The following is a 12,254-nucleotide window of genomic DNA, read 5'->3' on the forward strand; positions in this document are numbered from 1 at the left end:
GGGTGACGCGTGCGGGCCTCGTGTCCCGAAATGACAAGTCACCTGTCCCTCCAGGGCAAGCGGGCCGGAAGTGACCGCCCTACGGTGACACCACCGCACAGCCGGTCGGTCCGGAGGGCACGCTCCGTCACTCCCCTTGGGCGTGCTTCTCCGAGCCGACCGCAATTCCCACCCGGGTGCGTCACGCCCGTCCCTCTCACAACCGGCGCAGGCAGCTGCCACCCGCGTCCCGGTCGTCGCATCCGCCGATGCCCTCGGCACGCGATCACCCCACTCGACATATCGACAAGGAGATGCATCGTGCACTTCCACGACGACTCGCTGTTCCCCGAGAACCAGGAAAAGCTGGTGATCCAGGCCGCCCCGTACGGCCCGGAGTGGCTGCCCGGGGACGCGGACGACATTCCGGTCACGATGGACGAGCATGTACAGGCCGCTGTCGACTGCTACAACGCCGGGGCCACGGTGCTGCACATCCATGTGCGCGAGCTCGACGGCCGGGGCGCCAAGCGGATGTCGATGTTCAACGAGCTGCTGGGCCGGCTGCGCGAGGCGGTGCCGGACATGGTCCTGCAGATCGGGGGCTCCATTTCCTTCGCTCCGGAGGGCGAGGGCGGCGACGCGAAGTGGCTCGCCTACGACACCCGCCATCTGCTGGCCGAGCTCGACCCGGCCCCGGACCAGGTCACGATCGCCATCAACACCAGCCAGATGAACATCGTCGAGATCATGACCGACGACGATCTGGAGGGCACTTCGATCGCGAAGCCGGACTACTACCGGGCATACCGCGACATGGTCGTCGAGGCCGGTCCGGAGTTCTATCTCGAACACCTCAAGCGGCTGCACGCAAACGGCATCCAGCCGCACTTCCAGCTGGCGCACCTGGCCCAGCTGGAGACCGTCGAGCGACTCGTCCGCGCCGGCATCTACACCGGGCCGCTGATCCTCAACTACGTCGCAATCGGCGGTGGTTTCGCCGGACGGCACCCCGCCGACCTGGTCGAGTTCATCCGCCGCGTCCCGGACGGCGCCGTCCTCACCATCGAGAGCTCCATGCGTGCCGTGGCCCCGATGAACGCGGTCGCCATCGCCCTGGGCCAGCACGTCCGCGTCGGCAACGAGGACAACCTCTGGCGCGGCAAGGGGGAGCGCATGTCGTCGGTGGCGCAGGTCGAGCAGATGGTCAAGATCTCCGAGGCGCTCGGCCGCGAGATCGCCACCGGGGCCGACGCCAAGCGGATCTACAAGCTCGGCGAGTACTACGCGGATTCCGACGAGACCCTCGCCCGGCTCGGCATGGTGCCCAACCGCCGTCCCGGCCGGCGCGGCTTCATGCTGCGCGACGTCTCCGCCTGACCGGCCCGCCCCCCTCACCCGTACGACCCTTCGGAGCTCTTCGTGGCCAACGCCGTCCGCTTCTACGAAACCGGTGGACCCGACGTCCTGACCTGGGAGGAGGTGACCGTCGGAGATCCGGGCCCGGGCCAGGTACGCATCCGGCACGAGGCGGTGGGGCTCAATTTCGCCGACACCTACTTCCGGACCGGGCTCTACCCGGTACGCCTGCCCGACGGCATCGGTGTCGAGGCCGCGGGCGTGGTGGAGGCGGTCGGCGAGGGCGTCACGCACGTCGCCGCGGGAGACCGGGTGACGTACACCGGAAGCCCGCTCGGCGCCTACAGCACCGAGCGGGTCATGGACGCCTCGCACCTGATCAGGCTGCCCCCCGAGATCGGTTGCGAGACGGCGGCCGCGATGACCATGCGCGGCCTGACGGCGGCCTATCTGCTGCGCAGGATCCACCCGTTGCGGCCCGGGGACACCGTGCTGCTGCATGCCGCGGCCGGCGGTGTGGGGCTGATCGTCTCGCAGTGGGCCGCGCTGCTCGGCATCCGTGTGATCGGGACGGTCTCCAGCGAGGAGAAGGCGGAGATCGCCCTGGCGCACGGATGCGAGCATGTCATCCGCTACCGGCACGAGGACGTACCCGCCCGGGTCCGCGAGCTGACCGACGGCGCGGGCGTCCCGGTCGTCCTCGACAGCATCGGCAAGGACACCTTCGCCGGTTCGCTGGCGTCGCTGACCCGCCGTGGCCTCCTGGTGTGCTTCGGCACCGCGTCCGGCCCCGTGCCACCGATCGACGCCATGCAACTCGCCGTCCACGGCTCGCTGTTCGTCACACGCCCCGCGCTCGCCGACTACATCGCCGACCAGGCCGAGCGCGACGCCCTGGCCGGGGAGCTGTTCGGCCACGTCGCCGCCGGCCGCATCGCCATCGAGATCAACCAGCGCTACGACATCTCGGACGCCGTACAGGCCCATCGCGACCTGGAGGCCGGCCGGACCACGGGCTCGTCCGTCTTCGTCCTGTGAAACCCAGGGAGTGATCACCCATGCCAGACACCCTCTCGCCGTCCCAAGGGCGGGCCCCGGCGCTCGTCCGCCCGGCCGCACTGCGCACCTCGATCGAGGTCGAGCCGCTCACCTGCACCATCGGAGCCGAGCTCAGCGGCGTGAACCTGGCCGACGCCGCCCGCGACGACGACCTGTTCGCACAGATCAGAAGCCTGCTGCTGCAGTACAAGGTCCTGTTCCTGCGGGACCAGGACATCACGCGTGCCGACCAGGTCGCCTTCGCCGAGCGGTTCGGTCCGCTGGAGGACCACCCCGTCGCCGGCAGCGACCCCGACCACCCCGGACTGGTGCGCATCTACAAGGACCTGGACAGCCCGGCCGAGCACTACGAGAACGCCCTGCACACCGACGGCACCTGGCGCACCAACCCCTCCATGGGCGCCGTGCTCCGCTGCATCGAGTCTCCCCCGGTGGGCGGCGACACGATCTGGGTCAACATGGCCGAGGCCTACCGGCGGCTGCCCGAGCACATCAAGACGCAGATCGAGGGGTTGCGCGCCCGGCACAGCATCGAGGCCTCCTTCGGTGCCGTACTGCCCGAGGAGCAGCGCCACGCGCTCAAGGAGCGGTTCCCCGACGCCGAGCACCCCGTCGTCCGCACCCACCCGGAGACCGCCGAGAAGATCCTCTTCGTCAACGCGTTCGCCACCCACTTCGTCAACTACCACACGCCACGCAACGTCCGCTTCGGGCAGGACTACGCACCGGGCGCGAGCCATCTGCTCACGTATCTGATCAGCCAGGCGGCGATCCCCGAGTACCAGGTGCGCTTCCGCTGGCGGCCGAACAGCGTCGCCATCTGGGACAACCGCTCCACCCAGCACTACGCCGTCCAGGACTACTGGCCCGCCGTCCGCAAGATGGAGCGCGCCGGGATCGTGGGCGACAGACCGTTCTGACCTGCCCCTCAATCAAGCAGTCGAGGTGATGACAATGGAGTTTCACACCACTGCGCCCGCCACGGGCCCGTCCGCACCGGTCTGGCCCGTGTCCCGGGGCTATGCCTGGACCGTCTTCGGACTCGGTTTCGGCCTGCTCCTGTCCGACTACATGTCCCGCCAGGTGCTCAACGCCGTCTTCCCGATGCTGAAGGCGCAATGGCTGCTGTCGGACGCCGCACTGGGATCGCTCAGCGGTGTGGTGGCCCTGACGGTCGGCGTGCTCACCTTCCCCATGTCCCTGGTGGCCGACCGGTGGGGGCGGGTCCGCAGCCTGCTCATCGCCGCCGTGCTGTGGAGCCTGGCCACCCTGGGCTGCGCGATCTCCGCGAACTACGGCGAGATGTTCGTCGGCCGCCTCTTCGTCGGCATCGGTGAGGCCGCGTACGGCAGTGTGGGCATCGCCGTGGTCCTCAGCATCTTTCCGCTCACCATGCGGGCCACTCTCTCCGGCGCGTTCATCGCCGGCGGCGCCTTCGGCTCCGTGCTCGGCGTCGCCCTCGGCGGGGCCGTGGCCCAAGTCGCCGGATGGCGCTGGGCGTTCGCGGTGATGGGCCTGTTCGGGCTGGTGCTCGCCGCGGTGTACGGAGCAGTCGTCAAGGAGAGCAGACTCAAGCCGCAAGGACAGCCGGCGAACGACGCCGACGGCCCGACCACCCATGAACCCCTGCGCGGTCATCTGCCCCGCCTGTTCTCCTCCGTCTCCGTCATCAGCGCATACATCGGCAGCGGCCTTCAACTGTTCGTGGCCGCCACGCTCCTGGCCTGGCTGCCCAGCTTCTTCGACCGCTACTACCACATGGCCCCCGCACGGGCGGGCGCGGTCGCGGGCGTCTTCGCGCTGATCATCGGCATCGGGATGATCGCCGGTGGCATCGCCTCCGACCGCATCAGCGCGACCGCCCCCATCCGCAAGTGGGCCGTGGCCGTCGTCTGCAGCCTGAGCTCACTCGTTCTGCTGTCGCTCGCCTTCCGACTGCCCACCGGCCCGGCCCAGTTGGCCGCTCTGGCCGCCGGGGCCCTGCTGTCGGCCGGCACGGCCGGACCGGCGGCCGCCATGGTCGCCAATCTGACCCCCGCGTCCGTCGCCGCGACCGCCTTCGCCACCCTCACGCTCGCCAACAGCCTGCTCGGACTGGCACCCGGACCCGCCGTCACCGGCGCCCTCGCCGACCGCATCGGACTCCTCGGCGCCCTGCGCGTCGTGCCGCTCACCGCGGTCGCGGCCACCGTCGCCTTCCTCATCGGGCGCCACTGGTACGCACGCGACCTGCTCCGTATCAACGGTGTCGCCGCACGTGCCGAGACACGGACACCATCGGAGGTCTCCTCATGACCCACCCCATGACACCCACCGTGGTGATCGTCCCCGGCCTGCGCGACCACGTCGCAGAACACTGGCAGACGCTGCTGGCCACTCGGCTCGCCGCAGCCGGCCGGAGCGTCCGCGTCACTCCCCCGGTGGCGCAGGACCGGCTCAGCCGCGACGCCCAGGTCGCCAACCTGGCCGCCACGCTCGCCCCTGTGACCGGGCCCGTCGTCCTCGTCGCCCACAGTGCGGGCGTGATGACCACGGTGCACTGGGCCCGGCGACATCACGCGGACGTCCGTGGCGCCCTGTTCGCGACGCCGCCGGACTTCGACACCCCCCTCCCGGACGGCTACCCCACCCCCGCCGAACTGGCGGAGAACGGCTGGACGCCCGTACCCCGCCGACCGCTGCCGTTCCCCAGCGTGGTGGCGGCCAGCGCGAACGACCCGCTCGCCGCCGCCGAGCGCGTCGCGGAACTCGCGCGCGACTGGGGCAGCCGCCTCGTGTCCCTCGGCCCCGTCGGGCACCTCAACCCGGCATCCGGACACTGCGACTGGCCCCTCGCGGAGGACCTCCTGCACGAGTTGGAGTCCGGCCGTACGGCGCCTCGGGCACCGGCCGGCACCCCGCTCCCCGTGCCGGCCGCCGGACGGCACGCATGAGCACGGAGACCGAGCTGCTCTGGTCGCCCGGCCGCCGTGAACTGGAGGACTCCAACGTCGCGGTGTTCATGGAATGGCTGGAGGAGAGCAGGGGGCTGAACTTCCCCGGCTACGCCGCGCTGTGGCGGTGGAGCGCCACCGACCTGACGGGATTCTGGTCGGCCGTCTGGGAGTTCTACGGGCTGGACTCGGTGTCCGGGTACGACGAGGTACTGGCCGACGCCACCATGCCGGGAGCCCGCTGGTTCACCGGCGCACGACTGAACTTCGCGGAACGCTGCCTCGCGCAGGCCACCGACGCGCGTCCGGCGCTGGTGAGCGTGACCGAGGACGGCGACCCGGTCGAGACGTCGTGGGAGCAACTGCGCCGTGACGTCGCCGACGTCGCGGCCGCCCTGCGCGACATGGGCGTCGGGCCCGGCGACTGCGTCGCCGGATATCTCACCAACCTGCCGCAGGCGGTGGTGGCCCTGCTGGCCACCACCGCGGTGGGTGCCGTATGGACGGCGTGCTCCCCCGACTTCGGCACGCCCAGCGTGCTCGCCCGCCTCGGGCAGGTCCGGCCGACCGTCCTCATCGCCGTGGACGGATACCGTTACGGGGGCAAGGAGCACGACAGACGGACCACGGTCGCCGAGCTGCTGGACGGTCTGCCGACAGTCCGTCACCTGCTGCTCATCGACCACCTGTTCTCCGGTACGTCCCTGGACCGGCCGACGCGCTCCGGCGTCGCCGTCCGCGTGTGGTCGGCGCTGCCGGCCACCGAGGCAGCGCCGGTCTTCGCCGACGTACCCTTCGACCATCCTGTGTGGATCCTGTGGTCGTCGGGCACCACCGGCATCCCCAAAGGCATCGTGCAGGGGCACGGCGGCATCGTCGTGGAACTCCTGAAGGCGCTGGGGCTGGGCGTCGACCTGCGCCCCGAGGACCGCTACCTCTTCGTCACCTCCACGAGCTGGATGGTGTGGAACTTCCTCGTCGGCGGGCTGCTCCACGGCAGCACGGTCGTCCTGTACGACGGCAGCCCCACCCACCCCGACGCGGCCGGCGTATGGCGTGTCGCGGAGCGCACCCGGGCCACCGTGGTCGGCGTGGGCGCGGCCTACCTCGCGGCCGTGGAACGGTCGGGCCTGCATCCGGCCGCCGACCTCGACCTCGGTGCGCTGCGTTCCGTCGTACAGACCGGGTCCGCGATGGCGCGGAGCACCTGGCACTGGGTGTACGACCGGCTCGCCCCCGGCATCCGGCTCCAGTCGATCTGCGGCGGAACCGACGTCTGTTCGGCACTCGTGGGCGGCTCACCCCTGCTCCCCGTCCGTGCGGGACGCATTTCGGGTCCCGGCCTGGGCGTGGCCCTGGCCTCGTGGGACGACACGGGCCGGCCCCTGACCGGTGAACAGGGTGAACTGGTGGTGACAGCCCCCCTGCCGTCCATGCCCCTTCGGTTCGTCGACGACCCCGACGACGTCCGCTACCGGGCGAGCTACTTCGACACCTACCCCGGCGTCTGGCGTCACGGCGACTGGATCACCATCGACAAGGACCTGTCGCTCGTGGTGTCGGGGCGCTCGGACTCCACGCTCAACCGCATGGGGGTACGGATGGGGTCGGCCGACATCTACTCCGTTGTGGAACAGGTGCCGGGCATCGTGGACAGTCTGGTCGTCGGTGTCGAACTGGACGACGGTGACTACTACATGCCGCTGTTCGTGGCGACGGCCGACGGCGCGGCACTCGACGACGGCCTGCGGCAGCGGATCACGACAGCGATCAGAAGGGAACTGTCCCCGCGGCACGTACCCGACGCGATCGTGCCGGTGCCCGCCGTGCCGCGCACGGTGACCGGCAAGAAACTGGAGGTGCCGGTCAAACGGATCCTGCAGGGCGCTCGCGTCGCCGATGTCGGCAGCGAAGGGGCGGTCACGCACTTCGGGATGCTGTCCTGGTTCGCCGACTTCGCGGCACGCCGGGCAGCGGATGCGGGGCAGCGATGAGCTGACATCTGTGACGCGCCGTCGAGTCGTCGGTACAGCGCCCTCGGTCGGTCGTCAGTGCAGCACCTTCAGCGCGCCGGGCAGCACCTTCACCGTGACGGGGAGCACCGCCTCCACCTCGCCGTCGGCGCCGTACGGCACCGGGCGGTCGGCCTCGATGCGGATTTCGCGGCCCCTCAGGATGCGGACCTCCGGGCGCGCGACGTGTGCGCCGGACTTGAGCTCGTTCATCAGGGTGAAGAAGAGGTGGCGCGGGGCCTCGCGGATCATCACGACCTCCAGCAGGCCGTCGTCCACGCGGGCTCCGGGCGCGATCATGCGGCCGGAGCCGTAGTAGGCGGAGTTGGCGGCCACGACGGTGTAGCCGCGCAGGGCGTGCTCCTCTCCGTCCACGGTGATCCGGTAGTCCGCCGGGCGCCACGTGGTCACGGCCCGCAGGCCCCCCGCGTAGTAGGAGGCGGCGCCCTTGAGCAGTCGCGCGTGGTTGGCGTGGCGGTTGGCCAGCGCGTCGACGCCCGCGTACACACTGCCGAGGACGACTGTCCCGTCGTGGACGGCCGAGCGCACCTCGATGGTGTCGACCGGGCGCGGCTCCCGGTCGAGCAGGATCCGGGCCAGGGCGTCGGGGTCGGAGGGCAGCTCCAGCGCCCGCGCGAAGTCGTTGCCCCGTCCGGCCGGGACGATGCCGAACACGGTGTCGGTGCCGCTGAGCGCGCCGCCGATGCCGCCGGTGATGCCGTCACCGCCGACGGCGAGCACCACCCGGCCCCGCTCCCCCGCGGCGCGGGCGATGTCCTGGGCGTGGGCCAGGCTGCGGCTGTACTCCGTCTCCAGTTCCGCCCCGGCCTCGCGCAGCACGCGTGCCACCTGGATCAGCGCGGCCGCCGCGCTGGATCCGCCCGCGGTGGGGTTGACGACGGCGGTGAACTGTCGCATGGGTGAGCCTCCGGAGGCGGTGATTCGGGAGCCGGTGTGCTGGGGCTGAACGGACGAGGGGCTGGGTCGGTCGGCGGGTCGGGTCAGTCGGTGGGCAGGAGGACGCCCGGGTTGAGCAGCTGGTCGGGGTCCAGTCTGCGCTTGACGGCCCGCAGGGCTTCGATGCCCAGGGTGCCGACCTCCCGGACGTACCAGTCGCGGTGGTCGGTGCCCACGCCGTGGTGGTGGCTGATCGTGCCGCCGGCGGCGAGGATCGCCTCGTTGGCCGCTTCCTTGGCCGGGGTCCAGTGGGCGACGGGGTCGTCGCCCTGTGCGCTGACGACGGTGAAGTACAGCGAGGCGCCGTTCTCGTAGACGTGGGAGATGTGGCACATGACCAGGGGCGGTGTGCCGGCCTCCGTGAGGGCGGTGGTCAGTGCCGTGCGGACCGCGTTGTACAGCTCGGGGATCCGCGACCAGAAGGCGGCCGTCTCCAGCGTCTCGGCGAACGCGCCCGCGTCCAGCAGCGCGTCCCGCAGGTAGGGCGCCGAGTACCGGCCGTGGGCCCAGCGCTCTCCCGGCTCCGTTCCCACATACGTGCCGCCGCACTCGCGCAGGACGGCGGCGGCCGACTCCTTGCGGTGGGCGGTGTCCTCCTCGGTGCCCTCGAACCCGACGATCGCAAGGCAGCCGACGCTCTGCTGCAGACCGTCCGCTCCGATCGCGTCGGGCTGCGCGAGACCGATCAGTGTCTCGGTCTCGTCGGACAGGCGCAGCACCGTGGGGCGCGGTCCGTCCTGGGCGAGCCGGCGCAGTGCGGCGCCGCCCTCCTCGAAGGAGGCGAAGCGCCAGCCTTCGTAGTGGCGGGCGCGCGGCTGCGGCCGTACGCGCACGGTGACCGAGGTGATCACGCCGAACGCGCCCTCGGAGCCGAGGATCAGCTGGCGCAGGTCGGGGCCCGCGGCGGAGCGCGGAGCGCGGCCGACGTCGAGGGTGCCCTCGGGAGTGGCGAGGGTGAGGCCCAGCACCATCTCGTCGAAGCGGCCGTATCCGGCGGAGGCCTGACCGCTGGAGCGGGCCGCGGCGAATCCGCCGATGGTGGCCCACTCGTAGGACTGCGGGAAGTGGCCGAGCGTGAAGCCGTGTTCGGCCAGCAGACGTTCGGCCTCGGGGGCGCGCAGGCCCGGCTGCAGGGTCGCCGTGCGGGAGACCGGGTCGACGTCGACCAGTCCGTCCATGCGGCGTAGGTCCAGGGCGACGAACGGTCCTCGCCGCTCGGGGGCCAGACCGCCGACGACGGACGTGCCGCCGCCGAACGGGACGGCGCCGAGGCCGTATCGGGCACACACGCGCAGGACGGCCAGCACCTCGTCGTGTGCGGCCGGGAGGACTACGGCAGCCGGGGTGTCGGTGACGTCTCCGACGCGGATCCGCAGGAGGTCGGGCGTGGACTTGCCGCGGGTGTGCCGGACACGGGTCTCCGCGTCCGTACGGACATGTGCCTCGCCGCCGACGGCCGCGGACAGTCCTTCGAGTACGGCGGAGTCGAGAGGGGTGCCGGGGACGGCGATCTCCTCCAGCCGCAGCGGGGGTGCGCTACGAGGCTTGACGCCCAGCAGATCGCGCAGCAGCCCGATCACCGTCTCGGGCAGCGGTGCCGCCTTGGCCGGGTCACCCCAGCCACTCCACAGCATGTCCATGGCGGTTTGTCCTCATCGGTCGTTTCCGCGTCGTGCCCGTCTGCCGGGCGCCGCCGCAAGGGCGTTACACTGTTACACATGACGCCTATTCGTCACAACCATGCGGACAGCGATCCGGTGCTCGACGCGGTGCGCGACTGCGTCCTGGCCGTCGGCGTCCGCCGCACCACCCTGACCGACGTGGCCCGCCGTGCGGGCGTCTCGCGCATGACGCTGTACCGGCGCTGGCCGGACGTACGCACACTCGTCGGCGACCTCATGACGCGCGAGTGGGTCGACGTGGCCACCCGCGCCATGCCCGAGCCCAGCCCGGACCGATCGGCGCGCGATCTGATCGTCGAGGGACTCGTGGGCGGGGTGCGGGCGTTCCGCGACCACCCGCTCTTCCGCAAGATCGTCGACGTCGACCCCGAACTGCTCCTGCCCTATGTACTGGACCGCCGCGGCGCGAGCCAGAACGCCCTCCTGGAGCTTCTGGCCACCGGCCTGCGCGACGGACACGCCGACGGATCGGTGCGCGCCTGCCACCCCGGCAGACAGGCACGGTCCCTTCTTCTGATCGTCCAGTCCTTCACCCTGTCGCTGCGGACCATGACCGACGAGGACGACCCGGACCTGACCACCGCCGCCTTCCTCACTGAGCTGCGGACCATCCTGGAGAGGACCCTCACCCCATGAGCCCCACCAGCAGCCCGGCCCACCTCGCCGCGCCCGTCCCCGGTTCGTCGCTGTCCGCCGCACGCCGTACCCGCGACCTGGCCCGGACCGTGGGCGGACCGGCCGTGGACGTCCTGGTCGTCGGGCTCGGCGCCACCGGCGCCGGCGCCGCCCTCGACGCCGCCGCCCGCGGACTGACGGTCGCCGCCGTAGACGCCCACGACCTGGCCTTCGGCACCTCGCGCTGGAGCTCGAAGCTGATCCACGGAGGCCTGCGCTATCTGGCCTCGGGACAGCTCGACGTGGCCCACGAGAGCGCCGTCGAGCGGGGTGTGCTGATGGAGCGGACCGCACCCCACCTGGTCTGTGCCCAGCCGTTCGTCCTCCCCCTGACCCCGCTGGTCTCACGCGGTCAGGCGGCCCTGGCCTGGGCCGGGTTCCGGGCCGGTGACGGCCTGCGCCTGGCGGCCCGCACGGCCCGCGCCACCCTGCCGGGGCCACGTCGGCTGTCCGCGGTGGAGACCCGCAACCTGGCCCCCGCCCTGCGCACCGACGGCCTGCGCGGAGGCCTGCTGTCCTGGGACGGCAGGCTCACCGACGACGCCCGCCTGGTGACCGCCCTCGCCCGCACCGCGGCCGCCAAGGGCGCCCGGATCCTGACCCGGGTCAGGGCACTGGAGCTGACCGGAGCGGGGGCCCGTGTCCGCGACGAACTCACCGGCGAGGAGGGCGAGATCCGCGCCCGTGCCGTGATCAACGCATCGGGCGTGTGGGCGGGCGAACTGGTCGACGGCATCCGGATCCGGCCCTCGCGGGGCACCCACCTGGTGCTGCGCGCCGAGCGCCTGGGCGCGCTGCCGGCCGGGATGCACATACCGATCCCCGGCGAGACCAACCGCTTCGTCCTCGTCCTGCCGCAGGGCGACGGCCGGGTGTACGTCGGCCTCACCGACGAACCCGTCGACGGCCCCGTCCCCGATGTGCCGGAGGTCCCGGAGACCGACATCGGCTTCCTGCTCGACGTCCTCGGTTCCGTCCTGGACGTCCCGGTCCACCGTGCCGACGTCGTGGGCGCCTTCGCCGGACTGCGACCCCTGCTGGACACCACGCCGGCAGGCTCGGGCGAGGAGTCCCGCACCGCCGACATCTCCCGGCGGCACGCGGTACTGACGTCACCGGACGGCGTCGTCACCGTGGTCGGCGGCAAACTCACCACTTACCGGCGCATGGCCGAGGACGCCGTCGACGCCGCCGCCTCCGCCGGCCGTCTGCACGCCGGGCCCTCCCCCACCGCCACGCTCCCGCTCGTCGGCGCCGCCGCTCCCGCCCGGCTCGCCACCCTGCCCGCGCCGCGGCGCCTGGTCCGGCGCTACGGCACCGAGGCGGCGGCCGTCCAGGCCCTGGCCGCACAGACCCCGCACCTGCGGGACCTCGTGCTGCCCAACCACCCCGTCACCCGGGCCGAGTTGCTCTGGGCCGTACGGCACGAGGGCGCACTCGACGCCGCCGACCTGCTCGATCGACGCACACGCATCGGCCTGGTCACCGAGGACCGCGTCGCGGCCCTGAAGACCACGGAGGAAATCCTCGGCGAAGCCCTGGCAGGGCAGGGCTGAGACCGGCACAGGGCGGCCGCCGTGCCCGAGCGCGGCAGCCGC

General features: G+C 71.9%; 10 protein-coding genes. 8 read left to right on the plus strand and 2 right to left on the minus strand.

The genetic code is table 11. The features are described from left to right. Nucleotides 1-300: 300 nt before the first annotated feature. From ACZ4EG_RS08565 to ACZ4EG_RS08590, 6 genes are read left to right on the plus strand one after another with little or no spacing between them, the layout of a single operon-like run. Nucleotides 301-1,359, plus strand: a complete 1,059-nt coding sequence (locus ACZ4EG_RS08565) for a beta-keto acid cleavage family enzyme (RefSeq protein ID WP_467790069.1) — start codon at nt 301-303, stop codon at nt 1,357-1,359. 42 nt (nt 1,360-1,401) lie between these two features. Continuing rightward, on the plus strand, nt 1,402-2,376 hold the full coding sequence (locus ACZ4EG_RS08570) for a quinone oxidoreductase family protein (protein WP_467790070.1): 975 nt from the start codon (nt 1,402-1,404) through the stop codon (nt 2,374-2,376). Nucleotides 2,377-2,396: 20 nt separating this feature from the next. Next, the gene (locus ACZ4EG_RS08575) at nt 2,397-3,317 is read left to right on the plus strand and encodes a TauD/TfdA dioxygenase family protein (protein WP_467790071.1); all 921 of its coding nucleotides are present in this window, start codon (nt 2,397-2,399) and stop codon (nt 3,315-3,317) included. Between the two features lie 34 nt (nt 3,318-3,351). After that, a complete protein-coding gene (locus ACZ4EG_RS08580; RefSeq protein ID WP_467790072.1) occupies nt 3,352-4,692 on the plus strand; it encodes an MFS transporter in 1,341 nt (446 codons plus the stop codon). Continuing rightward, nucleotides 4,689-5,330 (plus strand): RBBP9/YdeN family alpha/beta hydrolase, encoded by a 642-nt coding sequence (locus tag ACZ4EG_RS08585; RefSeq protein ID WP_467790073.1) that lies wholly within the window; start codon nt 4,689-4,691, stop codon nt 5,328-5,330. The genes ACZ4EG_RS08580 and ACZ4EG_RS08585 overlap by 4 nt, the downstream gene beginning before the upstream one ends. Beyond that, the gene (locus ACZ4EG_RS08590) at nt 5,327-7,324 is read left to right on the plus strand and encodes an acetoacetate--CoA ligase (protein ID WP_467790074.1); all 1,998 of its coding nucleotides are present in this window, start codon (nt 5,327-5,329) and stop codon (nt 7,322-7,324) included. The genes ACZ4EG_RS08585 and ACZ4EG_RS08590 overlap by 4 nt, the downstream gene beginning before the upstream one ends. Before the next feature lie 54 nt (nt 7,325-7,378). Here ACZ4EG_RS08590 and ACZ4EG_RS08595 read toward each other — a convergent pair whose 3' ends face one another. Both ACZ4EG_RS08595 and ACZ4EG_RS08600 read right to left on the minus strand, forming a co-directional pair. Further along, nucleotides 7,379-8,260, minus strand: coding sequence for a YegS/Rv2252/BmrU family lipid kinase (locus tag ACZ4EG_RS08595; protein ID WP_467790075.1), 882 nt, complete (start codon nt 8,258-8,260; stop codon nt 7,379-7,381). A gap of 83 nt (nt 8,261-8,343) precedes the next feature. Then, nucleotides 8,344-9,939: an FAD-binding oxidoreductase gene (locus ACZ4EG_RS08600; RefSeq protein ID WP_467790076.1), complete on the minus strand. Its 1,596-nt coding sequence runs from the start codon at nt 9,937-9,939 to the stop codon at nt 8,344-8,346. Nucleotides 9,940-10,017: 78 nt separating this feature from the next. Here ACZ4EG_RS08600 and ACZ4EG_RS08605 point away from each other — a divergent pair, with 78 nt between their 5' ends. Continuing rightward, on the plus strand, nt 10,018-10,617 hold the full coding sequence (locus ACZ4EG_RS08605; protein ID WP_390706120.1) for a TetR/AcrR family transcriptional regulator: 600 nt from the start codon (nt 10,018-10,020) through the stop codon (nt 10,615-10,617). Further along, a complete protein-coding gene (locus ACZ4EG_RS08610) occupies nt 10,614-12,212 on the plus strand; it encodes a glycerol-3-phosphate dehydrogenase/oxidase (RefSeq protein WP_467790077.1) in 1,599 nt (532 codons plus the stop codon). Before ACZ4EG_RS08605 ends, ACZ4EG_RS08610 begins: the two co-directional genes overlap by 4 nt. Nucleotides 12,213-12,254 lie beyond the last annotated feature (42 nt).

Source organism: Streptomyces sp. NPDC025638 (genome assembly GCF_055558775.1).

Coding starts and splice junctions, on each gene's coding strand:
- ACZ4EG_RS08590 (WP_467790074.1), top strand. CDS start 5,327: ATGAGCACGGAGACCGAGCTGCTCTGGTCGCCCGGCCGCCGTGAACTG.
- ACZ4EG_RS08575 (WP_467790071.1), top strand. CDS start 2,397: ATGCCAGACACCCTCTCGCCGTCCCAAGGGCGGGCCCCGGCGCTCGTC.
- ACZ4EG_RS08610 (WP_467790077.1), top strand. CDS start 10,614: ATGAGCCCCACCAGCAGCCCGGCCCACCTCGCCGCGCCCGTCCCCGGT.
- ACZ4EG_RS08605 (WP_390706120.1), top strand. CDS start 10,018: ATGACGCCTATTCGTCACAACCATGCGGACAGCGATCCGGTGCTCGAC.
- ACZ4EG_RS08600 (WP_467790076.1), bottom strand. CDS start 9,939: ATGGACATGCTGTGGAGTGGCTGGGGTGACCCGGCCAAGGCGGCACCG.
- ACZ4EG_RS08580 (WP_467790072.1), top strand. CDS start 3,352: ATGGAGTTTCACACCACTGCGCCCGCCACGGGCCCGTCCGCACCGGTC.
- ACZ4EG_RS08595 (WP_467790075.1), bottom strand. CDS start 8,260: ATGCGACAGTTCACCGCCGTCGTCAACCCCACCGCGGGCGGATCCAGC.
- ACZ4EG_RS08585 (WP_467790073.1), top strand. CDS start 4,689: ATGACCCACCCCATGACACCCACCGTGGTGATCGTCCCCGGCCTGCGC.